Annotated in this window: 31 protein-coding genes; 22 read left to right on the top strand and 9 right to left on the bottom strand. The window is 63.4% G+C overall.

The window, feature by feature from the left end:
• The first annotated feature begins 31 nt into the window (after positions 1 to 31).
• The 17 genes from rplF (at position 32) to FY036_RS02995 (ending at position 13,296) form a co-directional block, all read left to right on the top strand.
• Positions 32 to 565: a 50S ribosomal protein L6 gene (rplF, locus tag FY036_RS03075; protein WP_148913234.1), complete on the top strand. Its 534-nt coding sequence runs from the start codon at positions 32 to 34 to the stop codon at positions 563 to 565.
• Positions 566 to 651: 86 nt separating this feature from the next.
• A complete protein-coding gene (gene rplR, locus FY036_RS03070; protein WP_148913233.1) occupies positions 652 to 1,011 on the top strand; it encodes a 50S ribosomal protein L18 in 360 nt (119 codons plus the stop codon).
• An 81-nt stretch (positions 1,012 to 1,092) separates the two neighbouring features.
• On the top strand, positions 1,093 to 1,662 hold the full coding sequence (rpsE, locus tag FY036_RS03065; RefSeq protein WP_148913232.1) for a 30S ribosomal protein S5: 570 nt from the start codon (positions 1,093 to 1,095) through the stop codon (positions 1,660 to 1,662).
• A gap of 16 nt (positions 1,663 to 1,678) precedes the next feature.
• Positions 1,679 to 1,876, top strand: coding sequence for a 50S ribosomal protein L30 (gene rpmD, locus FY036_RS03060; RefSeq protein ID WP_148913231.1), 198 nt, complete (start codon positions 1,679 to 1,681; stop codon positions 1,874 to 1,876).
• 18 nt (positions 1,877 to 1,894) lie between these two features.
• On the top strand, positions 1,895 to 2,368 hold the full coding sequence (gene rplO, locus FY036_RS03055) for a 50S ribosomal protein L15 (RefSeq protein ID WP_148913230.1): 474 nt from the start codon (positions 1,895 to 1,897) through the stop codon (positions 2,366 to 2,368).
• A 177-nt stretch (positions 2,369 to 2,545) separates the two neighbouring features.
• Positions 2,546 to 3,886, top strand: a complete 1,341-nt coding sequence (gene secY / locus FY036_RS03050) for a preprotein translocase subunit SecY (protein ID WP_148913229.1) — start codon at positions 2,546 to 2,548, stop codon at positions 3,884 to 3,886.
• A complete protein-coding gene (locus FY036_RS03045; protein ID WP_148913228.1) occupies positions 3,883 to 4,482 on the top strand; it encodes an adenylate kinase in 600 nt (199 codons plus the stop codon). Before secY ends, FY036_RS03045 begins: the two co-directional genes overlap by 4 nt.
• A 187-nt stretch (positions 4,483 to 4,669) precedes the next feature.
• Complete coding sequence (gene rpsM, locus FY036_RS03040) at positions 4,670 to 5,038, top strand: 30S ribosomal protein S13 (RefSeq protein WP_148913227.1); 369 nt, start codon at positions 4,670 to 4,672, stop codon at positions 5,036 to 5,038.
• A gap of 95 nt (positions 5,039 to 5,133) precedes the next feature.
• Positions 5,134 to 5,523, top strand: coding sequence for a 30S ribosomal protein S11 (rpsK, locus tag FY036_RS03035; RefSeq protein ID WP_148913226.1), 390 nt, complete (start codon positions 5,134 to 5,136; stop codon positions 5,521 to 5,523).
• 106 nt (positions 5,524 to 5,629) lie between these two features.
• Positions 5,630 to 6,640, top strand: a complete 1,011-nt coding sequence (locus FY036_RS03030; RefSeq protein WP_148913225.1) for a DNA-directed RNA polymerase subunit alpha — start codon at positions 5,630 to 5,632, stop codon at positions 6,638 to 6,640.
• Positions 6,641 to 6,674: 34 nt separating this feature from the next.
• Positions 6,675 to 7,103: a 50S ribosomal protein L17 gene (gene rplQ, locus FY036_RS03025; protein ID WP_148913224.1), complete on the top strand. Its 429-nt coding sequence runs from the start codon at positions 6,675 to 6,677 to the stop codon at positions 7,101 to 7,103.
• A gap of 131 nt (positions 7,104 to 7,234) precedes the next feature.
• Positions 7,235 to 8,719 (top strand): Do family serine endopeptidase, encoded by a 1,485-nt coding sequence (locus FY036_RS03020; RefSeq protein ID WP_148913223.1) that lies wholly within the window; start codon positions 7,235 to 7,237, stop codon positions 8,717 to 8,719.
• Positions 8,720 to 8,728: 9 nt separating this feature from the next.
• Positions 8,729 to 10,042 carry a replication-associated recombination protein A gene (locus FY036_RS03015; RefSeq protein WP_148913222.1) on the top strand — a complete coding sequence of 438 codons (1,314 nt, stop codon included), beginning with the start codon at positions 8,729 to 8,731 and terminating at the stop codon, positions 10,040 to 10,042.
• A 1-nt stretch (position 10,043) separates the two neighbouring features.
• Positions 10,044 to 10,421 carry a fluoride efflux transporter CrcB gene (gene crcB / locus FY036_RS03010; RefSeq protein WP_148913221.1) on the top strand — a complete coding sequence of 126 codons (378 nt, stop codon included), beginning with the start codon at positions 10,044 to 10,046 and terminating at the stop codon, positions 10,419 to 10,421.
• A 37-nt stretch (positions 10,422 to 10,458) separates the two neighbouring features.
• On the top strand, positions 10,459 to 11,445 hold the full coding sequence (locus FY036_RS03005) for an RluA family pseudouridine synthase (protein WP_148913220.1): 987 nt from the start codon (positions 10,459 to 10,461) through the stop codon (positions 11,443 to 11,445).
• Positions 11,442 to 12,362, top strand: a complete 921-nt coding sequence (locus FY036_RS03000; protein WP_407941119.1) for a DMT family transporter — start codon at positions 11,442 to 11,444, stop codon at positions 12,360 to 12,362. The genes FY036_RS03005 and FY036_RS03000 overlap by 4 nt, the downstream gene beginning before the upstream one ends.
• 142 nt (positions 12,363 to 12,504) lie before the next feature.
• Positions 12,505 to 13,296 carry an ATP12 family chaperone protein gene (locus FY036_RS02995; protein ID WP_148913219.1) on the top strand — a complete coding sequence of 264 codons (792 nt, stop codon included), beginning with the start codon at positions 12,505 to 12,507 and terminating at the stop codon, positions 13,294 to 13,296.
• Here the strand turns inward: FY036_RS02995 and FY036_RS02990 are convergent.
• The 4 genes from FY036_RS02990 to FY036_RS02975 all read right to left on the bottom strand — a co-directional run bounded on the left by FY036_RS02990 (position 13,293) and on the right by FY036_RS02975 (position 16,279).
• A complete protein-coding gene (locus FY036_RS02990; RefSeq protein WP_148913218.1) occupies positions 13,293 to 13,616 on the bottom strand; it encodes a hypothetical protein in 324 nt (107 codons plus the stop codon). The genes FY036_RS02995 and FY036_RS02990 overlap by 4 nt on opposite strands.
• A 4-nt stretch (positions 13,617 to 13,620) precedes the next feature.
• Positions 13,621 to 13,926: a YggT family protein gene (locus FY036_RS02985; RefSeq protein WP_148913217.1), complete on the bottom strand. Its 306-nt coding sequence runs from the start codon at positions 13,924 to 13,926 to the stop codon at positions 13,621 to 13,623.
• 103 nt (positions 13,927 to 14,029) lie between these two features.
• The gene (locus tag FY036_RS02980) at positions 14,030 to 16,006 is read right to left on the bottom strand and encodes a sodium:solute symporter family protein (RefSeq protein WP_148913216.1); all 1,977 of its coding nucleotides are present in this window, start codon (positions 16,004 to 16,006) and stop codon (positions 14,030 to 14,032) included.
• A gap of 18 nt (positions 16,007 to 16,024) precedes the next feature.
• Positions 16,025 to 16,279 carry a DUF4212 domain-containing protein gene (locus FY036_RS02975; RefSeq protein WP_148913215.1) on the bottom strand — a complete coding sequence of 85 codons (255 nt, stop codon included), beginning with the start codon at positions 16,277 to 16,279 and terminating at the stop codon, positions 16,025 to 16,027.
• Positions 16,280 to 16,568: 289 nt separating this feature from the next.
• On the opposite strand from FY036_RS02975, the gene FY036_RS02970 reads away from it, so the two are divergent.
• Entirely contained in the window at positions 16,569 to 17,201 is a 633-nt protein-coding gene (locus FY036_RS02970; protein ID WP_148913214.1) for a hypothetical protein, read from the top strand.
• 78 nt (positions 17,202 to 17,279) lie between these two features.
• Here FY036_RS02970 and glnA read toward each other — a convergent pair whose 3' ends face one another.
• On the bottom strand, positions 17,280 to 18,689 hold the full coding sequence (gene glnA, locus FY036_RS02965; protein ID WP_148913213.1) for a type I glutamate--ammonia ligase: 1,410 nt from the start codon (positions 18,687 to 18,689) through the stop codon (positions 17,280 to 17,282).
• A gap of 61 nt (positions 18,690 to 18,750) precedes the next feature.
• Positions 18,751 to 19,089 (bottom strand): P-II family nitrogen regulator, encoded by a 339-nt coding sequence (locus FY036_RS02960; RefSeq protein ID WP_148913212.1) that lies wholly within the window; start codon positions 19,087 to 19,089, stop codon positions 18,751 to 18,753.
• A 261-nt stretch (positions 19,090 to 19,350) separates the two neighbouring features.
• On the opposite strand from FY036_RS02960, the gene FY036_RS02955 reads away from it, so the two are divergent.
• Entirely contained in the window at positions 19,351 to 20,868 is a 1,518-nt protein-coding gene (locus tag FY036_RS02955) for an NAD(P)H-hydrate dehydratase (protein ID WP_235897487.1), read from the top strand.
• On the opposite strand, the gene FY036_RS02950 is transcribed toward FY036_RS02955, so the two are convergent.
• A complete protein-coding gene (locus FY036_RS02950) occupies positions 20,845 to 21,663 on the bottom strand; it encodes a DUF72 domain-containing protein (RefSeq protein WP_148913211.1) in 819 nt (272 codons plus the stop codon). The two genes, FY036_RS02955 and FY036_RS02950, sit on opposite strands and share 24 nt — an antisense overlap.
• 184 nt (positions 21,664 to 21,847) lie before the next feature.
• Complete coding sequence (locus tag FY036_RS02945; protein ID WP_148913210.1) at positions 21,848 to 22,696, bottom strand: hypothetical protein; 849 nt, start codon at positions 22,694 to 22,696, stop codon at positions 21,848 to 21,850.
• Positions 22,697 to 22,865: 169 nt separating this feature from the next.
• Between FY036_RS02945 and FY036_RS02940 the strand changes: the two genes are divergently transcribed.
• Together FY036_RS02940 and FY036_RS02935 are read left to right on the top strand one after the other, a co-directional pair.
• A complete protein-coding gene (locus FY036_RS02940) occupies positions 22,866 to 23,291 on the top strand; it encodes a RidA family protein (protein ID WP_235897485.1) in 426 nt (141 codons plus the stop codon).
• 444 nt (positions 23,292 to 23,735) lie between these two features.
• Positions 23,736 to 24,197: a hypothetical protein gene (locus tag FY036_RS02935; RefSeq protein ID WP_148913209.1), complete on the top strand. Its 462-nt coding sequence runs from the start codon at positions 23,736 to 23,738 to the stop codon at positions 24,195 to 24,197.
• A gap of 104 nt (positions 24,198 to 24,301) precedes the next feature.
• Here the strand turns inward: FY036_RS02935 and FY036_RS02930 are convergent, their stop codons facing one another.
• Positions 24,302 to 24,928: a hypothetical protein gene (locus FY036_RS02930; RefSeq protein WP_148913208.1), complete on the bottom strand. Its 627-nt coding sequence runs from the start codon at positions 24,926 to 24,928 to the stop codon at positions 24,302 to 24,304.
• A gap of 258 nt (positions 24,929 to 25,186) precedes the next feature.
• Here FY036_RS02930 and FY036_RS02925 point away from each other — a divergent pair, with 258 nt between their 5' ends.
• Positions 25,187 to 25,612 (top strand): hypothetical protein, encoded by a 426-nt coding sequence (locus tag FY036_RS02925; RefSeq protein WP_148913207.1) that lies wholly within the window; start codon positions 25,187 to 25,189, stop codon positions 25,610 to 25,612.
• Positions 25,613 to 25,848 lie beyond the last annotated feature (236 nt).

Genomic DNA, 25,848 nt, shown 5'->3' with positions numbered 1-25,848 from the left:
ACTGAACAAGAAGAAGGACGAGGACAGCATCATGTCTCGTATTGGAAAGAAGCCGGTCGCCGTGCCGCAGGGCGTCACCGCCAGCGTCGATGGCCAGACCGTTACCGCCAAGGGCCCGAAGGGCGAACTGAAGTTCGTCGTCAACGACGAGGTTCTGGTGAAGCTCGACAACGGCGAGATTTCGGTCGAGCCGCGCGACGAGAGCAAGGATGCTCGCTCCAAGTGGGGCATGTCGCGCACGCAGATCGAAAACATCGTGTTGGGCGTCAAGGATGGTTTCGAGCGCAGGCTCGAGATCACCGGCGTCGGCTACCGTGCCGCGATGCAGGGCAAGAACCTGCAGCTTGCTCTTGGCTTCAGCCACGACGTGGTCTATGAGACGCCCGCTGGCGTGACCATCTCCGTGCCGAAGCCGACCGAAATCGTCGTCAACGGCGTCGACAAGCAGGTGGTCGGTCAGGTTGCCGCCGAGATCCGCAAGTATCGCGGCCCCGAGCCCTACAAGGGCAAGGGTGTTCGCTATGCCGGCGAGCGCATCGTGCGCAAGGAAGGCAAGAAGAAGTAAGTTCGCAACGCCACGGGGTGCGGCCGCGGGAAGCCCAGCTTACCGCATATGGCTAGCCCCGTTTTACAAGGCAGGGAATCAAGGCCATGGCCTCCAAGGAATCCACCCAGCGCCGCGCCGCGCGCGTGCGTCGTCAGTTGAAGAAGGTTGCGGGCGAGCGTCCGCGTCTTTCGGTCTACCGTTCTTCCAAGAACATCTACGCGCAGGTCATCGACGATGCGAACGGCCACACGCTGGCCGCCGCCTCGACGCTTGAGAAGGACCTGAAGGGGTCGCTCAAGACCGGCGCCGACACGGCGGCAGCTGCCGCGGTCGGCAAGCTGCTCGCCGAGCGTGCGTCGAAGGCCGGCGTCAAGGAAGTCATCTTCGATCGTGGGCCGTACATCTATCACGGCCGCGTCAAGGCGCTTGCCGACGCTGCCCGCGAAGGCGGTCTCAGCTTCTGATTTTTCGCCGCCGCCTCGGGCTAAGCCCGTGGCGGCATTTCTTCTCAACCGTGCTACCGGAAAAGAATAAGGACCAGGATCATGGCACAGGAACGTAGGGAAGGCGGCCGCGATCGTAATCGTGACCGCGAAGAGCGCGATGACGGTTTCGTCGACAAGCTCGTCCACATCAATCGCGTCGCCAAGGTGGTGAAGGGTGGCCGTCGCTTCGGCTTCGCAGCCCTCGTCGTCGTCGGCGACCAGAAAGGCCGCGTCGGCTTCGGCCACGGCAAGGCGCGTGAAGTGCCGGAGGCCATCCGCAAGGCGACCGAGAGCGCCAAGCGCGACATGATCTTCGTGCCGCTGCGCTCCGCGCGTACGCTGCACCATGACGTCGAAGGCCGCCACGGCGCAGGCCGCGTGCTTCTGCGTGCTGCCAAGGCCGGTACCGGCATCATCGCGGGCGGCCCGATGCGCGCCGTCTTCGAGACGCTGGGCGTTCATGACGTCGTCGCCAAGTCGATGGGTTCGTCGAACCCGTACAACATGGTGCGCGCCACGTTCGATGCGCTGAAGAGCCAGATGCATCCGAAGGACATCGCTGCTCAGCGCGGCATCAAGTATTCGGCCCTGCAGGCGCGCCGCGGCGCTGCCGTCTCGGCCGAGGAATAGGGCAGGGATCGCGATCATGGCAAAGAAGCAAGCCAAGACGCTGACGGTCGAGCAGATCGGCAGCCCCATTCGCCGCCCCGTCGAGCAGCGCGCTACGCTGATCGGTCTGGGTCTCAACAAGATGCACCGCCGCTCGACGCTGGAGGATACTCCTTCCGTTCGCGGCATGATTGCGAAGGTGCAGCATCTCGTCCGCGTCGTGGACGAGGCGTAACACCGCAGGAGCGTTACCATGAAACTCAACGAACTGCGTGATCGCGACGGCGCCACCAAGGCGCGCAAGCGCGTCGGCCGCGGCATCGGCTCCGGCTCCGGCAAGACCGGCGGCCGTGGCGTGAAGGGCCAGAGCTCGCGCTCGGGCGTCGCCCTGAACGGCTTCGAGGGTGGCCAGATGCCGCTCTACCGTCGCCTGCCGAAGCGTGGCTTCAAGAACATCTTCGGCAAGGACTTCAACGAAGTCTCGCTGGGCCGTATCCAGACCGCGATCGACGCCAAGAAGCTCGACGCCAAGGAGACGGTGACTGTCGAGGCTCTCGTCAAGGCCGGCGTCATCCGCCGCGCCAAGGACGGCGTTCGCCTTCTGGGCGGCGGCGAGCTGAAGTCGAAGGTCAACTTCGAGATTGCCGGCGCTTCCAAGTCGGCTATCGAACAGGTCGAGAAGGCCGGGGGATCGGTTAAGCTGCCGGAAGCGGCCGCAGCCGAGTAACGGGCTTCTAAAAGGCGGCGGCCTGCCCATGCTACACGCCGGTTGAAAAGTTCAATCGGACGAAAGCATGAGCAGGCCGCCGCTTGCATCTTTGCCGGCCGGAGCCTATCTCGTGGCTTCGGCGACACGCGGTTCGCGCTCGCGAACCATATTGCGTGACGAAGCGGAGAATTTTCCATGGCATCGGCAGCGGAACAGCTTGCTTCCAATCTGAATTTTGCGGCCTTTGCGAAGGCCGAAGACCTCAAGAAGCGCATCTGGTTTACCCTTGGCGCTCTGCTGGTCTACCGTCTCGGTACCTACATCCCGATGCCGGGTATCAATCCCGCAGCCTTCGCGCAGGCGTTCGAGCAGCAGTCGGGCGGCGTGCTCGGCATGTTCAACATGTTTGCCGGCGGCGCGGTCGAGCGTATGGCGATCTTCGCGCTCGGCATCATGCCCTACATTTCCGCCTCCATTATCATGCAGCTCATGACGTCGGTCGTGCCGACGCTCGAGCAGCTCAAGAAGGAAGGCGAGCAGGGCCGCAAGGTCATCAACCAATACACCCGCTACGGTACCGTGCTGCTCGCGACCGTTCAGGCCTACGGCATCGCCGTCGGGCTGGAGAGCGGTGCGAACATCGTCACCGATCCGGGCTGGTTCTTCCGCGCCTCGGCGGTCATCACGCTGGTCGGCGGCACCATGTTCCTGATGTGGCTGGGCGAGCAGATCACCGCCCGCGGTATCGGCAACGGCATTTCGCTCATCATCTTCGCGGGCATCGTCGCCGGCCTGCCTTCGGCCCTCAGCGGCACGCTGGAGCTCGGCCGGACGGGCGCCCTGTCCACAGGCCTGATTCTGGCCATCCTGCTGCTGGCTCTCGTTCTGATCGCGGTCATCGTGTTCTTCGAGCGCGCCCAGCGCCGGCTGCTGATCCAGTATCCGAAGCGACAGGTCGGCAACCGCATGTTCCAGGGCGACACCTCGCACCTGCCGCTGAAGCTCAACACGGCGGGCGTCATCCCGGCGATCTTCGCCTCGTCGCTGCTGCTCCTGCCTGCCACGCTTGCAGGCTTTTCCGACACCACAGCGCTGCCGCCATGGGCGGGCTCCGTGCTGGCCGCGCTGGGTCACGGCCAGCCGCTCTACATGATCCTGTACGGATCGATGATCGCGTTTTTCGCCTTCTTCTACACGGCGATCGTGTTCAATCCGAAGGACACGGCCGACCAGCTCAAGAAGCATTCCGGCTTCATTCCGGGTTACCGCCCGGGCGAGCGTACGGCTGAATACATCGACTACGTTCTGACACGCATCACCACGGTCGGTGCGATCTACCTCGTGATCGTCTGTCTCATTCCCGAATTCCTGATTTCGGCGACGGGCGTTCCTTTCTACCTCGGCGGAACGTCGCTCCTGATCGTCGTCAGCGTAACGCTCGACACCGTCGCACAGGTTCAGGGCCATCTGATCGCGCATCAATATGAGGGCCTGATCAAGAAGTCGAAGCTGCGTGGAGGAAAGAGGGGACGATGAGGCTGATTCTGCTCGGGCCGCCGGGAGCGGGGAAGGGGACACAGGCCCAGAGGCTTGTGGAGAGGCACGGCATACCGCAGCTTTCTACGGGCGACATGCTGCGTGCAGCCGTCGCCAACGGAACCGAGATCGGCAAGCGCGCCAAGGCGGTGATGGATGCGGGCGAACTCGTGTCCGACAGCATCGTCAATGCCATCGTTGCCGAGCGCATCGACCAGCCCGACTGCGCGAACGGCTTCATCCTCGACGGCTATCCGCGCACGCTGGTGCAGGCCGACGCGGTACAGGCCATGCTGGCGGAGCGCGGGCTCAAGCTCGACGTGGCGATCGAACTGGTCGTTGACGACAAGGCGCTCGTAGGCCGCATCACCAAGCGCGCCAACGACGCCAAGGCCGCCGGCCAGGCGGTTCGCAAGGACGACAATCCGGAAGTGTTCGAGGAACGCCTGCGGGAATACTACAAAAAGACCGCGCCGCTCATCGGGTACTACTACGCCAAGGGCGTGCTGAAGGGCGTCGATGGCATGGCCGACATCGACGATGTCACCCGCCAGATCGATACGCTGCTCGGTGCAAAGGAAATGGCCGCTCAATAAAGGGCGGCCTGGAGTTGACGCAGGCCGCTTTATGGACTAAAGCGGCGCGTCTTCCCATCAGGCACGAAGCCGCCGGTCCTTCCGGGCCGTGCGGCTGCTTTGACAGGAAACACCCGCATGGGCCGGCCTCCACCGGACGCGGGACAACAACGAAACGCCGGCGCAGCCGGCCCACATGGAGAAGAAGATGGCCCGTATAGCTGGCGTCAACATTCCGACGAACAAGCGCGTGATTATCGCGTTGCAGTACATTCACGGCATCGGCGCGAAGTTCGCTTCGGAGATCGTCGAGAAGGTCGGCATTCCGCTCGACCGCCGCGTCAACCAGCTGACCGACGCTGAGGTGCTGCAGATCCGCGAGACCATCGACCGCGACTACCAGGTCGAGGGCGACCTTCGCCGCGAAGTGTCGATGAACATCAAGCGCCTTATGGATCTCGGCTGCTACCGCGGCCTGCGTCACCGCCGCTCGCTGCCCGTCCGCGGCCAGCGCACGCACACCAACGCCCGCACCCGCAAGGGTCCGGCGAAGGCGATTGCCGGCAAGAAGAAGTAAGAATTTGGCAGGCGGCCGGCTTTGCCGATTGCCGCCTCGCCATGGTGTAGCCGCTGGCATTACGGCGGCGTGGATATCGAACTGAAAGGTAAGTCATGGCCAAGGAAGCCACGCGCATTCGCCGTCGCGAGCGCAAGAACATCTCGTCGGGCGTTGCGCACGTCAACTCGACCTTCAACAACACAATGATCACGATCACCGACGCGCAGGGCAATGCGATTGCCTGGTCGTCGGCGGGCGCTCAGGGCTTCAAGGGTTCGCGCAAGTCGACCCCGTTCGCGGCGCAGGTCGCGGCCGAAGACGTCGCCAAGAAGGCGCAGGATCACGGCATGCGCATGCTCGAGGTCGAGGTCTGCGGGCCCGGCTCGGGCCGTGAGTCGGCACTGCGCGCGCTGCAGGCTGCCGGTTTCACCATCACCTCGATCCGTGACGTGACGCCGATCCCGCACAATGGCTGCCGCCCGCGCAAGAAGCGCCGCGTCTAAAACCTGATACACATACCGGACGAGCGCCACCAGCCGGCGCTCCTCTCTGGTTTCCAGATTTGCCTGCCACGATTGGATGGTGGCGGGAAACGGAAGGAAAACCTGAATGATCCAGAAAAACTGGCAAGAACTCATAAAGCCCAACAAGATCGAGTTCTCCTCGAAGGGCAAGACGCTGACCACGCTGGTCGCCGAACCGCTCGAGCGCGGCTACGGCCTGACGCTCGGCAACGCGCTGCGTCGCGTGCTTTTGTCGTCGCTGCGCGGCGCTGCCGTCACCGCCGTGCAGATCGACGGCGTCCTGCATGAATTCTCCTCGATCGCCGGCGTGCGCGAGGACGTGACCGACATCGTCCTGAACATCAAGGAAATCGCCATCCGCATGGAAGGCGACGGCCCGAAGCGCATGGTCGTGCGCAAGCAGGGTCCGGGCGCCGTCACTGCCGGCGACATCCAGACCGTGGGCGACGTCGAGATCCTCAACCCCGACCACGTGATCTGCACGCTGGACGAGGGCGCGGAAATCCGCATGGAGTTCACCGTCGACACCGGCAAGGGCTACGTGCCCGCCGAGCGCAACCGCGCCGAAGATGCGCCGATCGGGCTCATCCCGGTCGACAGCCTCTACTCGCCGGTCAAGAAGGTCTCCTACAAGGTCGAGAACACCCGCGAGGGCCAGGTTCTCGACTATGACAAGCTGACCATGACGATCGAGACCAACGGTGCGGTCACCGGTGAGGACGCCGTGGCGTTCGCCGCCCGTATCCTGCAGGACCAGCTCGGCCTGTTCGTCAATTTCGACGAGCCGCAGAAGGAAGTCGCCTCGGAGCAGGTCACCGAGCTCGCCTTCAACCCGGCGCTGCTCAAGAAGGTGGACGAGCTGGAGCTGTCGGTCCGTTCGGCAAACTGCCTGAAGAACGACAACATCGTCTACATCGGCGACCTGATCCAGAAGACGGAAGCCGAGATGCTGCGCACGCCGAACTTCGGCCGCAAGTCGCTCAACGAGATCAAGGAAGTTCTGGCCGCAATGGGCCTCCACCTCGGAATGGAGGTGCAGGACTGGCCGCCGGAGAACATCGAAGACCTCGCAAAACGTTACGAAGATCAATACTGAGGCTCAGCCTCGGACCAACTGAAGGAGAAGGCCAATGCGCCACGGAAAATCCGGCCGCCGGCTGAACCGTACCGTTAGCCACCGCAAGGCGCTGTTTTCGAACATGGCTGCCTCGCTGATCGAGCACGAGCAGATCACCACCACGCTGCCCAAGGCCAAGGAGCTTCGCCCCATCGTGGAGAAGCTGGTCACGCTGGGCAAGCGCGGAGACCTGCATGCGCGTCGTCAGGTGATCTCGGCTATCGGTTCGGACGCGCTTGCAAAGCGCCTGTTCGACACCATCGCCCCGCGCTACGCCACCCGCAACGGCGGCTACCTGCGCATCATGAAGGCGGGCTTCCGCCACGGCGACAACGCGGCGATGGCCGTGATCGAGTTTGTCGATCGCGACGTGTCCGCCAAGGGTGCCGCTGACCGCGCCCGCGTCGAGGCCGAAGAGGCCAATGAGGCCGAAGCGGCATAATCGTCGCTTCGATCCTGACCATCTGTACAAAGGGGCCTTCGCGGCCCCTTTTCGCATTTGGCCCACCAAGCCTTTTATTTTGCACAATCCGCGCCAAAATGGCATCGGTCGAAACGAACCGGGGAATCTTCATGCGCCGCAAAATCCTTCCTGCCGCTCTTGCCGTCCTGCTTGCCTTTGGTCCGCTGGGCATGGCGCAGGCGCAGGACAATAGCGGGGGCAGGGGGCTCGCAGATGCACTGAGCGATCTTCTGCGCGGCGGTTCAGAAGGACAGACGGGCGAACCTGCGCGCCGTGTGCCCTTCGGCCAGCAGGAGATGCAGCTGTCGTTTGCTCCCCTCGTCAGCCAGACGGCTCCTGCGGTCGTCAACGTCTATGCCTCGCAGCGCGTGGCGGCGCGTTCGCCGTTCGCGGGCGATCCGTTTTTCGAGCAGTTCTTCGGCCAGCAACAGATGCCGCCGCGCGTGCAGTCCTCGCTGGGGTCCGGCGTGCTGGTCGATCCTTCAGGTTACGTCGTCACCAACAACCACGTCATCGGCAATGCCGACGAGGTGCGTGTCGCAATGTCGGACGGGCGCGAGTTCAACAGCACGATCCTGCTGAAGGACGAGTCGCTCGACCTCGCCGTTCTCAAGATCGAGGCGCCGGAACCGTTCCCCATCGCGCCGCTGGGTGATTCCGACGCGCTGGAGGTCGGCGATCTGGTTCTGGCTATCGGCAATCCGTTCGGTGTCGGCCAGACAACGACCAGCGGCATCGTATCGGCGCTTGCCCGCACGCATATCGGCGTCAACGATTTCGGTTTCTTCATCCAGACGGACGCCGCGATCAATCCGGGCAATTCCGGCGGCGCGCTCATCAACATGGGCGGGCAGGTCATCGGCATCAACACGGCGATCTACAGCCAGTCCGGCGGCTCCATCGGCATCGGCTTCGCCATTCCGTCGAATATCGTGCGCGCAGTAGTGGAAGCTGCCAGAAGCGGGCGCGACTACTTCGAGCGCCCCTTCGTGGGAGCCACCTTCGAGAACGTGACGGCGCAGATGGCCGAGGCGCTGGGCATGGCGCGGCCTGCCGGCGCTCTCGTCCAGTCGGTGGTTCCGGAAGGTCCGGCGGAAATCGCCGGCCTGCGGCCGGGCGATGTCGTGCTCGCAATGAACGGCGCTGCCATCGAGCACCCGGATGCATTGGGCTACCGTCTTGCCACCGAAGCTATCGGCAGCGTCTCGACGCTCACCGTCCTTAGCCAGGGCCGCGAAAAGCAGGTCGAGGTCGAGTTGATCCGCGCCCCGGAGGGTGCCTCTTCCGCTGAGATCATCATCGACGGACGCAGCCCGTTCGCCGGCGCCAAGGTTGCCTCGCTTTCGCCGCGTCTCGCACAACGGCTTGGCATTCGCGGGCAGGTGAGCGGCGACGGCGTTGCCATCGTCGAAGTAAGCCGCAACTCGCCTGCGGCCGGTTTCGGCTTCAGGCCGCGCGACATCGTGCGCGAGGTGAACGGCGAAGCCATCGACACGCCTGAAAAGCTGCGCGACGTGGCGGCGACCAATGGCCGCTGGTGGCGCTTCACCGTCGAGCGCGACGGTCGCGTCACCAACCAGATACTGCGCTATTGACGTGACCTGATGGGCGATCTTTTCCAGCCCGATCCACAGCCCGGCCAGCAGCCCGGGCGTCCGCTTGCCGACCGGCTGCGCCCGACGACGCTTGCGCAGGTGGTTGGCCAGGATCACCTGACAGGTCCGGACGGTGCGCTCACGCGCATGATCCGCTCGGGCTCCCTCGGCTCGATGATATTCTGGGGGCCGCCCGGTACCGGCAAGACCACGGTCGCGCGGCTTCTGGCCGGTGAAACCGGGCTGGCCTTCGAGCAGATTTCGGCGATTTTCTCAGGCGTCGCCGACCTCAAGAAGGTGTTCGAGACCGCACGGATGCGGCGCTCCGGCGGGCGGCAGACGCTGCTCTTCGTCGATGAGATACATCGCTTCAACCGTGCCCAGCAGGATTCCTTCCTGCCGGTCATGGAGGACGGCACCGTCATCCTCGTCGGCGCGACGACGGAGAACCCGTCCTTTGAGCTCAACGCCGCTTTGCTGTCTCGTGCCCGCGTGCTCACCTTCCATTCGCTTGCGCCCGAAAGCATCGCGAAACTGCTGGAGCGGGCCGAGGCGGAAGAGGGCCGGGCGCTGCCGCTGGACGACGAGGCGCGCGCGGTCCTGGTGCGCATGGCGGATGGCGACGGCCGCGCGTCGCTGACGCTGGCGGAAGAAGCATGGAGGGCTGCGGGAGAGGGCGAGATCTTCGATGCCGAGGGCCTTCAGCGCATCGTCCAGCGCCGTGCGCCGATCTACGACAAGAGCCAGGACGGGCACTACAATCTGATATCGGCATTGCACAAGGCCGTGCGCGGGTCCGACCCGGACGCAGCACTCTACTATCTTGCGCGCATGTTCGACGCCGGGGAGGATCCACTCTATCTCGGTCGGCGCATGGTGCGGATGGCGTCGGAGGATATCGGCATGGCCGATCCTCAGGCGCTGGTGATCGCCAACGCTGCCAAGGATGCTTACGACTACCTTGGTTCGCCGGAAGGTGAGCTGGCGCTGGCGCAGGCCTGCGTCTATCTGGCGACGGCGCCGAAGTCGAACGCCGTCTACACCGCTTTCAAGGCTGCCACCCGCGCAGCCAAGGAGCACGGTTCGCTGGCGCCGCCCAAGATCATCCTCAACGCGCCGACGAAGCTGATGAAGTCCGAGGGCTACGGCTCGGGATACGAGTACGACCACGACGCGCCTGACGCGTTTTCCGGGCAGGACTATTTTCCCGAAGCGCTGGGGCGGCAGACCTTCTACGATCCGCCGGATCGCGGCTTCGAGCGCGAGATCAGGAAGCGGCTCGACTGGTGGGCAAAGCTGCGAAGAGAGCGACGGGGCGGGTAGAGTGTATCATTTTCTGGTGGTGGCGGCCGGCGGCGCGATCGGTGCGGGAATGCGGCACCTGACAAACGTTGCCGCCCTGCGGTTGCTGGGGCCTGCCTATCCGTGGGGAACGCTGGCAGTGAACCTGCTGGGGTGCCTGTTCATGGGTGTGTTCATCGAGTTGCTCGCCCGCCGCTTCGGCGGCTCCGCCGAATTGAAGCTTTTCGTCGCGACCGGTCTGCTTGGCGGGTTCACGACGTTCTCTGCCTTTTCCCTGGACTTTGCAGTGCTTTACGAACGCGGCGCGCTCGTGCAGGCATTCGGCTACGTCGCTGCGAGCGTCGTTTTGTCCATTGGCGCCCTGTTTGTGGGATTGTGGCTCGCGCGAAGCCTCGCCTGATGCTATCTGGCCCTCTCAAGAGAGAGTTTGGCGGAAAATGGCAGGCGTAGAGCAGATTAAGGTTGAAGCCGGCGAGGCGGGGATGCGGCTCGACCGCTGGTTCAAGACCCATTTCCCTGGGCTCGGCTTCGGCCAGTTGCAGAAGCTGCTGCGCTCCGGGCAGGTGCGGGTGGATGGCGGCCGCGTCAAGGCCGACACCCGGGTCGAGCCGGGGCAGGTGGTTCGCGTGCCGCCGCTGGGTGTGGACCGCAAGGGCGACCAGCCGGTTACGGCGAAAACCATGCGCGGGCAGGACGACGGCGCAGTGCTGTCGAAGATGCTGCTGCACGAGGATCCCGCGGTGTTCGTCTTCAATAAGCCGGCAGGCCTGGCCGTGCAGGGCGGCTCGGGCGTGACGCGTCATGTTGACGACATGCTGGAGGCGTTCCGCAGCAAGAAGGGTGAAAAGCCGCGCCTCGTCCACCGGCTCGACCGCGATACTTCGGGCGTGCTCGTCGTCGCGCGTACGCGTCTGGCGGCGATGAAGCTTGCTGAGGCCTTCCGTGGGCGCGATGCCAAAAAGACATACTGGGCGCTGGTCAAGGGCGTGCCGAAGAAGCGGGAAGACAAGATTTCGACCTGGCTGGTCAAGGAGCAGACGATCGACGGTGATCGCATGCGCGTTGCCCGCCACGGCGAAGACGGTGCCGATCACGCAGTGTCCTATTATCGGATCGTCGATCAGGCGGGGCAGACGCTCTCCTGGCTGGAGATGGAGCCTCACACGGGCCGCACCCACCAGTTGCGCGTCCACGCCGCCCATATCGGTTGTCCGATCATCGGCGACCCCAAATATTTCGAGGCCGACCAGAACTGGGACTTTCCCGGCGGCATGCAGAACCGGCTTCACCTGCACGCGCGGCGTATCGTCATTCCACATCCAAACGGCGGCGTCATCGACGTGACCGCGCCGATGCCGCCGCATATGCGCCAAAGCTGGAACCTGCTCGGCTTCGACGAGGCCACCGCCGAGGAGAACGCGTGAGCCAGCCGGCCGCGGTCAGCGGTGCTCGCCCGGCGATCGACGCGTTCGCCGCTGCCGTCATGATCGGGCTGACGCTGTCGTGGGGCTTCAACCAGGTTTTGGTGAAGGTCTCCAACACCGGCTACAATCCCATCTTTTCGGTGCTGGCGCGGTCGGCGATAGCCTGCTTGCTGGTCTGGCTCTGGTGTCGCTATCGGCGCATACCGCTGTTCGAGCGTGACGGAACATTGTGGCCCGGCATTCTGGCGGGCGCACTGTTCGGCTTCGAGTTCGCCCTCATATTCCTCGGGCTCGACTACACCACGGCCGCGCGGGGCACGCTGATGGTCAACTCGATGCCCTTCTGGGTTCTGCTGGGCGGGCATTTCCTGCTTGGCGAGCGCATCACGATGCAGAAGTTCGCCGGGCTCGCGCTGGCCTTCGCCGGCGTGATCCTGGTATTTTCCGACGAGCTGAGCGTTCCCGGACCCGACGCCATATGGGGCGACCTGATGTGCCTGGCGGCAGGCATCTTGTGGGCGGCGACGATGCTGGTCATCAAGGGCACGAAGCTTTCTGCGGCAAGCGCCGAGAAGACGCTGCTCTACCAGCTGTTCGTCTCCGCCATCATCCTCGTCCCGTTCGTTCCGCTGGCAGGGCCCGTCCTTCGGGACGTGACGCCGCTGGCGACGGGATCGCTGCTTCTGCAGGCCGTCTTCATCGTCGCTTTCACCTACGTGTTGTGGTTCTGGCTGATGCGGCGTTATCCGGCCTCGGGCCTGTCCAGCTTTGCCTTCCTGACGCCGGCTTTCGGTGTTTTGTGTGCGGGGCTGCTGTTGAACGAGCCGCTTTCCATGCGCATCTTCGGTGCGCTGGCCTTGATAGGCGCCGGCTTGCTCGTCGTGAACCGGCCGGTGCGGCGCTCGCTGCCCGGCTAGAGCATGTTGCAGTCGGGTGGAAACACCCGGTGTCGCATACATGCGGCTAAATCGATAAGTTGGACCATGATGTCGTCCGAAAACCGGTTCCCACTTTTCGGCATCATGGTCTAAGGCTGCGGCGATATTCTAGAGGAAGACCATGCGCGATCTCCTGAACGATCTCGAGACCGGAAACCATCTCTCCGATCCGGACCCCGTCCGACGGGCGCAGATCCAGATGCGCCAGCCATTGCCGAAGCGCTTCTACAAAGAAGCTTCTGTCGTGGCCGTAGCCGAAGGATATGCGGTGCAGCTCGACGGCAAGCCGGTGCGTACGCCGGGCAAGGCGCTGTTGGCGCTGCCAACAAAGCCGGCCGCCGAGCTGGTCACCGGGGAGTTCTCCGCGCAGGGAGAGACGATAGATCCGGTTTCAATGCCGGTGCTGCGCCTTGCCAACACGGCCATCGACGGCGTTTCCGCCGAGATGCAGGCTGTTCTGGAGGACGTGATGCGGTTCTCGTCGTCCGACCTCGTTTGCTACCGCGCGGACGCGCCTGAGGCGCTCGTGGCGCGGCAGGCCGACGCGTGGGACCCGGTTCTGGACTGGGCGCGCGCGACCCTGGGCGCACGGTTTTTCCTTGCCGAAGGCGTCATTCACGTCGAGCAGCCGCGCGAGTCAGTCGGCGCGGTCGGCATCTGGCTCAAGCAGCGCGAAGAAGCGTTCCGCCTCTCCGCGATCCACCTGATGACGACACTGACCGGCTCCGCGCTTCTGGCGCTCGCACTTGAGGCCGGGGCGATGGACGCCGATGCGGTCTGGACCGCGGCCCATGTGGATGAAGACTGGACCATCGAGCAGTGGGGCGAGGACGCCGAGGCGACAGCGCGCCGCAACGCGCGCCGCCGGGATTTCGATGCCGCCGTCGCCCTGCTGGGCGCGCTTGCGCGTTAGGCCCCCAAGCCCAGCGCCTTCATCACGTTCGGCAATGCAGGCAGCGTGAGAACGAGCGCGCCCGCCAGCCAGATCGAGGTCGTGAGCGCCGGGTTCTGCGTGCCGCCCAGCCTTTCATGCAGGGCTGCCGGAATGCCGGCCACCATGATGGTGAGCGTCGACAGGATCAGCGCGCTCGCCATGTAGACGAGCTGGGCGTATGGCGGCAGCCACGCCGGATACCAGATCGGGTACAGCACGAAGACGGCCAGAACCCATGGCGAGAAGATGCCGTTGACGATAGCGACGGCCATGATCGGGACGAGTGCGTTTCGGTTCATCGTCTCAGCTCCCTTGTCCGCCGACCGGCGCCAGACCGAACTGGAGCAGGAAGAAGAACCATCCCAGCCGCAGCACCATCAGCCACAGCACGCCGAATACCATCACGACGCCATCGCTCAGGATTTGCGGCGTCACATAGCGCACCAGCTTCAGGTACGGATCGGTCACGCGTCGAAAGAAGCGCCAGATGTAGTTGTCCCAGTCGGCCGGCACGAAAAGGCCCAGCACCATGCGGCCGAGCAGCGTGTACATGACCGCGGCAAGGACGAAATTGGGAAGGTGAAAATACCAGTAGGACCAGAAACTCATCGGTGCGCCTGAAACCGCGGAAGAGGGCCCTTATGGACCGGGCCGTGCGGAAAAGGAAGCGGGGCCCGTCGCCGGACCCCGCTCCGTGGGTAAGAGACGAGGTTTAGGTCGTCTTTTCTTCCATCATCGTCTTGCCGCCCGGTACGCGCAGCTCGTCGATGAAGTCCTGCATTTCCTTCGAAGGAGCCTTGGTTAGCAGTGAGACCAGGATCATCACACCGAAGCCCACCGGCAGACCGAAGGCTGCAGCCGACAGGTTCTTGACACCCCACCAGCTTGCGATCGTCTGGGCGTGAGCGTCGAGTGCAACCCATGCGGCCTCCTTCGCCTCACCGGTAGCGGCGGTCCACGCAGCCTTGAGCTCGTCGAAGCGGGCTACCTGCTCGACGGTCGCGGTGCCGAGCCAGCCCCACGTCTCGTGGAAACCGACAGCGCCGTAACGGGTGCCCAGCAGGTAGTAGAGGCAGATGCCGAAGCCGGCAACGATACCTGCTACCGCGCCGGGTCCGTTCGTACGCTTCCACCACACGCCCAGCACCAGCGCCGGGAACAGGCCCGCGGCGGCAAGCGAGAACGCCCAGGAGACCATCGCGAGGATGTCCGCCGGTCTTGTCGATGCCACGTAGGCTGCGGCAATGGCCACCACGACCAGCAGCACGCGCGACACGATCAGACGACGGGACGTCGGTGCGTTCGGATCGATCATCTTGTAGTAGATGTCGTGGCTGAGCGCGTTGGCGATGGCCAGCAGGAGGCCGTCTGCGGTCGAAAGAGCCGCAGCGAGACCACCGGCCGCGACCATCCCCGAGATGACGTAAGGCATGCCGGCCATTTCCGGAGTCGCCAGAACGATCATGTCGGCGTTGAGCGCGATGTTGGCAAAGCCGATGTTCTCGATGCCCTGTGCCGAACAGGCCGAAGCGATGGCTTCCGCGCTGACTGCGGCTGCACCGCAGATGCGCACGAGAGCACCGTCGGCTTGCGCCCAGTTCATCATCCACGCCGCCTTGTCGGCGATGTTGTCCGGCGTAAGGCCACTCTGCACCAGCTCCAGCATCGTCCACTTGGCGAATGCCGCGTAGGCAGGCGCCGTGAAGTAGAGGATGAAGATGAACAGCAGCGACCATGCCACCGAAGCGCGGGCCTCACGCACGGAAGGCGTGGTGAAGTAGCGCATCAGGATGTGCGGCAGCGATGCCGTGCCGACCATCAGGCAGAGGATGAGCAGGAAGTAGTTCAGCGCATCGTAGCCGCCGGAAACGAAGGTCGAGGTGTGTCCGACTACAATGCCCTGTGCCTGTTCCAGCGAGATGATGCCCTGCAGCGCCTGGCCGTACATGAGCTGCGGAATCGGAACGCCCGTCATGACCGTGGACATCCAGATAGCCGGGATCAGGTACGCGATGATGAGCACGATGTACTGGGCGACCTGCGTCCAGGTGACCGCGCGCATGCCGCCAAGCATGGAGCAGACCAGGATGCCGGCGAGACCCACATAGACAGCGACCGTGAAGTCGAGGCCGAGGAAGCGGGCCGAGATGATGCCGGTCGCGAAGATCTGCGCGACAACGTAGGTGAACGAGCACGAGAACAGCACGACGATGCCCGCGAAGCGGGCGATGTTGCCGCCGTAGCGTGCAGACAGGAAGTCGGGAACCGTGTAGGCGCCGAACTTGCGCAGGAACGGCGCGACCAGGATCGCCACCAGCACGTAACCGCCGGTCCAGCCCAGAACGAAGGCGAGGCCGTTGTAGCCGAGCAGGTAAAGCGTGCCGGCCATGCCGACGAAGGAAGCACCGGACATCCAGTCCGCACCCGTCGCCATGCCGTTGTAGATGGCCGGAACGCGCCGGCCGGCCACATAGTATTCGCCCACCTGCATGGTGCGGCTCATGATGCCGATCACCGCGTAGATGAGGATCGTGAAGCCCACGAACATGTAGCCGATGATGACGTTCGGGACGCCCATGGCGCTCAGGATCGCCATCAGGATGATGAAGGCTATGAAGCCCCCGGTGTACATGCCGTACACCTTGTTGAGATTGGCGGTAAAGCTGTCACCGCCCTGTACGTTTGCCATTGTTTCGATCTCCCCCGATCAGTCTTCGGCAACGCCATACTCTTCGTCGATCGCGTTCTGCTTCCTTGCGAAGACGAACAGCATGATGACGAAGGCGATCAGCGAACCCTGCGCGGCCATGTAGAAGCCGAGCGGGAAGCCGAGAATGACGATGTTGTTCAGTACGTTGACGAACATGTGGATGACGAATCCGAAGAAAACCCACAGACCCAGCATGACGAACATGAGGCCTCTGGTCTTTTCCCAATGCTTTGCGCGGTTAGATGTGCTCATAGCGCGCTACCCTCCTCCTCTTGCGCGATCCGGCCGTCCCTCCTGGAAAACCGGATGCTGTTGCGGAGCCGCGGCAGGTCACGCCCTCCCGGGAAACCATTCACGGCACATCGCGAGCCGGAGTCCCGGACTCAGAGAGCCCGCAATGTTGGCGATTCAGTACCACTTGGCGGGCGGGTTGTTCATTCGACTTTAGGATCAGCCGTTGCGGAAGCTGTGCAGAAGGCGCTGGCGTGCGCTGGCGGGGGCGGATAGGCTTCGCGCAAACAAGGTGCGGGAACAAGAAACGATGGGTCTTCTGGACAAACTGGGCACGAACCTCTTCGGCAGGCGCGACAGGATCGACTCGGTCGAGGCTCTGGCCGATTTCATCGACAGCCGCGCCGCCTTCCTGTGCCAGAAGTGCGTGGTGGAGTTTTGCCGCGTGCGCGCCGGTGTTTACTGGCAAAAGCTCTTCATGGAAGAGGAGTTCATCACCGAACTGGGCAAGGCCAACTGGAAGGCGTTCCCCCCGTCGGTCGCGATGATCGTGGAGATGATCGAAGGGGTGCTGCGCGAGCCCGCTGGCCTGCGCCAGCGCCAACTGCCCGGCGTTCTGACGGCGGCTGCAAAGGGCGTTTTTGCTCGCCACCCGGTGCCCGCGGCCATGGAGCCGGACTTCTGGGACAGGGCGGCAGAGCTGGTGGCCGAGCGGTTGCAGGCCACGCAGGCGGACGCTCCACGACCGGTGCGCTTGATACCCGACCCGCTGGCGAAGGTGGTATTCGACGCGCTGCCCATCCACGAAAGCGTGGTCACCAACGACTACGACTACATCTTCAACAATCTGCGCATGAACCTGCTGCGCTTCCATTCGGATTTCATCGACACGGTCGATACGCGTGCGCTGCTCGACGACATGCTGGGCCGACAGCAGGCTTGAAAACCCCAGCATCGAAATGAAGAAGGCCGGAGCGTTTCCGCTCCGGCCTTTTCCTTTACGACAATCCGATCCGAAGGATCAGACCGAGTAGTACATGTCGAACTCGACCGGGTGCGGGGTCATCTCGAAGCGCATCACCTCGGCCATCTTCAGCTCGATGTAGGCGTCGATCTGGTCGTCATCGAACACGCCGCCGGCCTTCAGGAAGCCGCGATCCTTGTCGAGCGACTGAAGAGCTTCGCGCAGCGAGCCGCAGACGGTCGGGATCTTCTTGAGTTCCTTTGCCGGCAGGTCGTAGAGATCCTTGTCCATCGGCTGGCCGGGGTGGATCTTGTTCTTGATGCCGTCGAGGCCAGCCATCAGCAGCGCTGCAAAACCGAGGTACGGGTTCGCGCCGGGATCGGGGAAGCGGACCTCGACGCGCTTGGCCTTCGGGTTGGAGCCGAACGGAATGCGGCAGGAGGCGGAACGGTTGCGCGCCGAATAGGCCAGCAGCACAGGCGCTTCATAGCCCGGAACCAGACGCTTGTAGGAGTTGGTCAGCGGGTTGGTGAATGCGTTGATCGCCTTGGCGTGCTTGATGACGCCGCCGATGAAGTAGAGGCAGGTTTCGGACAGGCCGGCATACTCGTTGCCCGCGAAGGTCGGCTTGCCGTCCTTCCAGATCGACATGTGGACGTGCATGCCCGAGCCGTTGTCGCCGAACACCGGCTTCGGCATGAAAGTCGCCGTCTTGCCGTACGCGTTTGCCACCTGATGCACGACGTACTTGTAGATCTGCATCTTGTCCGCGTTGCGAACCAGCGCGTCGAACTTGACGCCGAGCTCGTGCTGCGCGGAAGCCACCTCGTGGTGGTGCTTCTCGACGACGACGCCCATTTCCGAGAGTACCGTCAGCATCTCCGAGCGCATGTCCTGGCACGAGTCGATCGGCGGGACCGGGAAATAGCCGCCCTTGACGCGGGGGCGGTGTCCGAGGTTGCCCGTCTCGTAGTCGGTGTCGTCGTTGGACGGCAGCTCCGACGAATCCAGCTTGAAGCCGGTGTTATACGGGTCGGCCTTATACTTGACGTCGTCGAAGACGAAGAACTCGGCCTCGGGGCCTACGAAGATGGTGTCGCCGATGCCTTCTGCCTTCATGTAGGCTTCGGCCTTCTTGGCGGTGCCGCGCGGGTCGCGGTTGTAGGCTTCGCCGGAGATCGGGTCGAGGATGTCGCAGACGACGACCATGGTGGACTGCGCGAAGAACGGGTCCATGTGGGCCGTTTCGGTGTCGGGCATCAGCACCATGTCGGATTCGTTGATGGCCTTCCAGCCTGCGATCGACGAGCCGTCGAACATCACGCCGTCGGCGAACATGTCCTCATCGACCGCCACGACGTCCATCGTCACGTGCTGGAGCTTGCCCTTCGGGTCCGTGAAGCGCAGATCGACGAACTTAACGTCGTTGTCCTTGATCTGCTTCATGATGTCGCTTGCTGTCGTCATTTCCTGTTTCCCTGTGATGATGGTGCAAATAGTTTGGTGGTTGAGGCGAAAGCCCGCCGGATCAGATGGCGTCTACGCCCGTTTCGCCGGTGCGGATGCGCACGACTTCCTCGACATTGGAGACGAAGATCTTGCCGTCGCCAATGCGACCGGTCTGCGCAGCCTTGCGGATCGCCTCGATGGCAGCTTCCACATTGTCGTCGGCAAGCACGACCTCGATCTTCACCTTGGGCAGAAAATCGACGACGTATTCGGCGCCGCGATAAAGCTCGGTGTGGCCCTTCTGGCGCCCGAAGCCCTTCGCCTCGGTAACTGTGATGCCCTGAAGGCCGACTTCCTGAAGGGCTTCCTTCACCTCGTCGAGCTTGAACGGCTTTATGATCGCCTCGATCTTTTTCATGCGGTGGTGGCCTCCGGTAGGGTAAAGACGGATCGAATGGTCCCGCTTCCGCAAAAAGAAAGCAGGAAGCGTGCCAGATGCCGGTTGCGGGGCGTTGTCGTGGCAAAGCCGGAAGTGACGCAGCGCAACGCGGTGGTTGGCGACATGGCCTTGCCGGTTTGCGCCGCAGGGCTCCAGACGGCACGCGACTGCCATAGTGAAGGCTGGTGAAAAATTATGCAATCTGCATACGGAATAAGCATCGGCATTTCAGGCGAAGGGATGAAGGCCCGCATTCCGATCGAATTGCTGAGCCCGGCGGAGATGGGCGAGGCAGACCGGATCGCGATCTCCCACGGTCCCTTCGACGGGTACGCGCTGATGCGCAATGCCGGTGCCGCCGTCGCGGCGGAGGTCCTGCGTCGCTTCTCCGGTGAAAAACACATCAACGTCCTCTGCGGCCCCGGCAATAATGGCGGCGACGGGTATGTCGTCGCACGCCTGCTGCGCGAGGCCGGATGCGCGGTACGGGTAATTGCCGAGGGGCCTCCACGCGAGGGAACCGACGCCGCGCTCGCCGCACGGGACTGCCCTTTGGAGGCCGGGCCGCTATCGGCGTTCGAGCCGGATGCGGGCTCGCTCGTCATCGACGCGCTGTACGGGGCCGGCCTCACGCGGCCGCTGGACCGCGAGGCGGCGCGTGTGGCTGCGGCGTGCCGCAACGCTTGCGCCCGGGTTGTGGCCGTGGACCTGCCGTCAGGTATTTCCGGCGATAGCGGTCGCGCGGTTGGAGAAGCCTTCGAGGCGATGCTGACCGTCACCTTCTTCCGCCTCAAGCCCGGCCACCTCCTGGAGCCGGGGCGCGCGTCGTGCGGCGAGATCGTCGTCGCGGATATCGGTCTGCCGGAGACGGTGCTGGAGCAGATAGCGCCGCGCACACTCGTCAATCTTCCCGCGCTCTGGCTGGCCACATATCCACGGCCAACCCGTCAGCAGTATAAATATTCGCGCGGACACGTCGCCGTCTTTTCAGGCGGGCCGGGTTCGACCGGTGCGGCGAGGCTGTCGGCGCTGGCTGCGGCGCGTTCCGGGGCAGGGGCCGTAACGGTGTACTCGCCCGGCAACGCGCTTGCGGTCAATGCCGCGCATCTGACGTCGATCATGCTGCGCAGGGTCGACGATCCGGATGCTGTTCGCGATGCGCTGGCTGTGCGTTCGCCCGACGCGTTCGTGCTTGGCCCAGGCTTCGGGCTCGACAGGCCAGTCAGGGAGTGGGCGCTGGCGGTGCTCAAGGCCTCAGCCGGCGGTGTGGTGGTGCTCGATGCCGACGGCATCACCAGCTTCCGCGACAGGCCGGAAGCTCTTTTCGAGGCCGCGAAAAGCTCACCGCTCGATCTTATCCTCACGCCGCACGAAGGCGAGTTCGCGAGGCTGTTCCCGGATCTGGCGGCGGATGACGGGCTGTCGAAGCTTGAGAAGGCGCGGGGGGCTGCCGCCCGATCCGGCGCCGTCGTCATCTTCAAGGGGCCGGACACCGTGATCGCCAGTGCCGATGGCAGGGCCGCCATCAATTTCAACGGGACGCCGTGGCTGGCGACGGCCGGGTCGGGCGACGTGCTGGCGGGGATCGTGGCGGGGCTGGCCGCGCAGAAGATGCCCCCGTTCGACGCCGCGTGCGCGGCCGTATGGATGCATGCGGAGGCGGCGAGGCGCTTCGGGCCGGGGCTGATCGCGGAGGATCTGCCCGGCCTGATGCCTCAGGTGCTGCGCGAAATCCTAGCCATCGACCCTGCGCTGTAGGGCCATGGCGCCGAAGGGCGCGCGCACCTTGCCCTCGGTGATGAAGTAGGCGAACACGTCGCGCGCCTTCCCGTCCGCCTTGGTTCCCGGATCGGCATAGGGCAGGTCGTCCGGCTGGCCGCCCTCGGCCCACAGCTTCACGCGCTGCGCCCAGCCGTCGAGCTCATTTTCGGTGTAGCAGTTCTCGTTGTCGTCGCTGCCGCGCTGCAGCCGCGCATAGACGAAATCGCCGGTCACGTCCGCCATTTCGGGATATTTTTCATGGTGGGCGTAGACGATGGCTGCGCCGTATTTGCGCGCCAGGGCGACGAACTCCGGCACGATGAACGAATCGTGCCGCACCTCCAGCGCGTGGCGAAGCGGCACGCCGTCCTGCTTCGCGGGCAGCAGCTTGAGGAAGCCTTCGAAATCCTGCGGGTCGAATTTCTTCGTCGGCGCGAACTGCCAGACGATGGGGCCGAGCTTTTCGCCCAGCTCCGACACGCCGGAACCAAGGAAGCGCTGGACGGATTCGCCCGCCTCGGCCAGCACCTTGCGGTTGGTGGAAAAGCGGATCGCCTTGAGCGAGAAGACGAAACCGTCGGGTGCGTCGGCGGCCCACTTCGCGAACGTCGGCGGCTTGAAGGTCGAATAGTAGGTGCCGTTGACCTCGATGGTCCTGACCTGGCCGGCGGCATAGTGGAGCTGCTTGGCCTTGGCGAGCCTGTCGGGGTAGAAGGTGCCTTCCCACGGCTCGAACGTCCAGCCGCCCATGCCTGTTCGAATCCGGCCGAGGCCGTCTTTTCCCGATTGCATCGCATCGTTCCTCGTTTCTCCGGGAAAATGCGTCTGGCCGCCGGCTTTGTCCACCCGATCCCTGCTGCCTCCTGACAGGTCTGCCCCTCGCCATGGCTTCCAGCCAGCAGGCATCGTCGCCACGCTGCGGCAAGCCCGCCCTGGCCATTGAGGATTGCATCGTACGCCCAAAACCGCTGGGCGGTCATGAGGTGTCGGTCGGCTCAAGCGCCCACAGAGCGAGGCCGTGTACCTCATCGAGAACGGCGTGAACCGGATGGGAGCGCGCGGAGGCACGCGCGGCGCGCTGGCCGGGTGGACGGCCGGGGCGGAACGGCCAGATGCGGCGCGCGCGGATGGGGGTGTTCGCCGGCCTGCCTGCGGCATCGGCCCCGCTGCGCGGCTGGCTGCGCGCGGCGAGGCGGGCGCGCCAGAGCGCAAAGCGCCGGGCGGCTAGCGGCAGGTCCTCCAGCGTGCGCGCGAGTGCCGCGAACCGCAGGGCAAGGCGCGTCGCATCGAGCGGGTCGAAGGGCGAGGGCGGGGCCGGAATGGCAAAGGGTGCGGCGAGGCCGGGCACGGAGATGCGCGGCACGCTGCTCGCCGTCACCTTGCGCCGCGCGCGCCAGCGGGGCAGCGGATCGAACAGGGGCAGGGCGGGCACATGCGGGGTCGCAGGGCATGATCCGATGTAGCGCCCGGCCGGCGGGCGAGATCGTCCCCTTTTTACTTGGGAAGTGGCGCGAAGCGCCGGAGGGGGCGTCGCGCCTTCCCGCGCGCTGGCCTGCGGCGTCACGACCAGCCCGCGCGCGGCGACGGCCACCAGCCGCCGCGCCGCTGCCTCGGCCGGCCGCAGCAGGCGCAGCACGGCCCGATGGAGGTGACGCGGGAGGGTGGGGCGGTTGGCAGTCGGCGACAGGCCATCGGCGGCCTGCGATGGTCCTGACTCTGCGCTGCCTGCCGCAAGCCCGTTGGCCAAGCCGGCCATGGCGGTGAGCATGGCCAGCACGCGCTTCAGCGCCTCTCGGTGATGCTCGATCGCAGCATTCCAGTCCATCGCGTCCTCCTTCCCGTCAGGGCGGCGCGATTGTGGGGCAGGGATGGAAGGGGGTGGATAGGGGATGGTAGCCTTTCGCGGGGGAGCTTGCCCCTCACTCGCACCCTCTCCCCGTGAAATCAGAGGAGAGGGGGTGTGGAGGTCGCATTTTTCTTGACTTCTCCGCTCATTGGCCGAGCGTTGTTCGATCTGGCTCGCATCCTGGGGCAAACCCATGCCGCGCACTATCATCGCCACGGAAGCTGCTCCGGCAACGCCGCCCTCCTACAGTCAGGCTGTAAAGGCCGCGGGGCTGATTTTCGTATCCGGGACCGCGCCGATCGATCCGGCAACAGGGCAACTCGTGAAGGGTCCGGTGCAGGTTCAGGTCGCACAATGCCTTCGAAACATTTCCGCTATTCTTGTTGCTGCGGGCAGCAGCCTGGAAAAGGCGGCAAGTGCAACACTTATCGTCGCCGATGAGGGCGACTTCGCCGGCGCCAACGAGGAATGGCTCAAGTGGTTTCCTGACAACCTGCCTGCCAGGCAAGGGGCGAAGATGCCGGTCCGCATTGCAGACATGAAAGTCTCGATAGCGATGATCGCCGAGGCGTAAGCCTCTTTCGTCCTTGTGCTGTGTGAGGACTGGATCTGGTTTCTCGGCATGCGCCCGGCGACCGCAAAGGGGTGGATTCCTGCCTGACGGCTTTTGGATGGTGTAGTCGGAAAAGCGGCCATACAGATGGCCGCCCCACTTTGACAGTAATGCGCGCCCCATTCTGTCGTTCGACGGGCCGCAAGCCGGCTCCAAGAACCGACGCCATTTTTGGGGTCCAGCGGCACGCCGTGTGATAACCACAACCGAAATGTAACGATCGGTTTCAGGCGTATCGGTCAGCCTTCCGCAATGCCACTACAAAGTCTTCGATCAGGTCGGCCTTGCCCAGCCGCCGAGCGATACGTCGTACGGATACCGGTACCAGCGACTGTTCTCGGTTGCTCTCATGGCGGGTTCACGGGATGAGCTTAAGGTATAGAGTGCTGGCCAAAGGGGGGTGGAATGGACACGCTGAACGTAGTTTTCGCACGCCAAGTATTCTCCGCGGTGGCCGCCATCGTGGCCGACATGCTAATTCCGGGAGGCCGGGAAACCTTAGAGAAAACTGGCTTACTGAAGTCGACGAAGTCATCTCTCGACGATCGAATTCTGAAGATTGAGGCCGCGCGCGCCAACTTGAGCGAAGCGTTAGAAGCCATCGACGAGTTGAAAGGGGAGGCTCAGCGGAATCAGGCGGCGCTTGCCGAACTACGCAGAACACTTGTTCAGCGGGAGGAGGAAAAGGGGCAGCTAGACGCGAAGCTAAGCGAATTGCGGGCACTTACCGAAATCAGCGCCTCGACAGTTCAAGACGTCTTCCGCGTCCCGACCCGCGCTTCGATTTGGGCGGAACGAGTAATCGGATTTGTCATTGGCGTAGCTGCCTCCGTAGCCGCCTCCTTCGTTTACTCAGCTTTTGTTTGAGGCAGCATAGAATCCGTCCGGATGAACTACACGTCTCCCGGTGGTCCGAGTTCGCGCCCAATCAGATATGGGGCGGGGCAGACTGGCAAAGCTGCCGGCGCGAGTCAGGGCGTCTTTTCCTGTTGTTTGATCCTCGCCTCTCTTTCGGCAAACGCCGCCATAACGTCAGCCTGATCAAGGGCAAAGAAGCTGACTTCAATGTCGCGAATGAAGTCGAAGAAGATTCCGTCCTGACCGTTTTCAAGATCATACAACATTGTGCAATGGCTTTTGACCTCAGGCCGCCCCGCTACTAGATTCGGGGTGAAGTGTTGAGGTGATATATCCCTGAATGGGAGCGTTATCTGCTTGAATGTTCCCGGTGTGATGATCTCGGCGTTGGTTGCGTCGCCATAAAAGAAAACAGTTCTCGCGACCACTTCTTCGGGGCGCGGATAGCGTGAAAGGAAGTAGGTGCCCGGGTGTGATTCCGATGGCACCCAAAGCTCTATTTCCGTCTTCGTCTGATAAACATCACACGAGACCGATCCTCCAAAAACGATCGAGCCTGGCCCATCATTGTCGATCGTCAATGTTAATTGCTTTGGCTGGGCGGAACTAATTCTCGCTGTAAAATCCGCGCTCTCGCTGTCCTGAAACCAACCGGCCACCCGGATAAAATTGTCAGCACTTAACGCGATCACAGAGATTGCAGCAATCAAGAGGCTCAGAGAGGTGTTGCCAACATCCAAAAAACGAAGCCAGTCCTGCCGAGAGCCACATGCCAAGCATTTTTTCGATCCGTGATTGATTGGACTCCTGCACACGCGGCAAGTCGGTGTTGGTCCGGCCGGTTCGGTTTGTTTAGTTGCTGGCTTTTGTGTCACAATGCCCTCAACCTCTGGATCGGCAACAGATTGAGCAAGATTATGCCCGGCGACAAGTGCCTAAACACCACCTGATACCGGCTGGGGCATGGCCATGCGAGAGAATGGGGGAATTTTGCAGCGATGGACGAGAGTTACCTCCGAGCATTTGAACGAGCAAAGCATCTCTCCGATGTGGTGGGAATGCTGACGAGACTGGCTTTTCTCGTGCTTCTGGCCACCTTTGTCTCGGCTCAAATGGAGAATGTTAGCGGTATCACATACGCCGTATTGCTCTGCACCCTGCTTTTGCTGGGGTTCCTGCTCATACGGCTAGGGTGGTTTGTCGCGGATGCAATGGGAAAAGGCTGGACATCGTTTTTCGTCGCCAAACTCAAGGAGCAGATTGGGAAAGGTCAGAAGGTAAAAATGATGACTATCTTCTGGGTAGGTCGGGGGGTGTCCTTCACTGTCCTACTCGGCATGCTGGGCCTCTCGATAAGCCTCATAAGCTACGGCGATACCCTCGCCAAGCGTCTCATGGAGGAGACCACGTTGCATACGAATTAGGCTAGTGCGTTCCTCCCGTTGCAATGGTGGCGCTGGCCGAACGCCGGCTTTCTACCGGAGGCACCCTACAAGTTGACAATCCGGGGTCGGCCCCGCTCTAGCCGAAATTCAAATTCTGAATGAGCGGCAGGTTTCGGGTGTTCCTTAGTCCGGCGTGAACGACTTGTTTGGGGTCGGAAGCTGACTTTGGCGGTTCGTCGATTGAATGGCAGCCATTCGGCCGTCGAATCTTCAAC

Source organism: Neoaquamicrobium microcysteis, from assembly GCF_008180155.1.
GTDB classification, from domain to species: domain Bacteria; phylum Pseudomonadota; class Alphaproteobacteria; order Rhizobiales; family Rhizobiaceae; genus Aerobium; species Aerobium microcysteis.
This window is presented reverse-complemented; position numbering and strand designations above follow the sequence as displayed.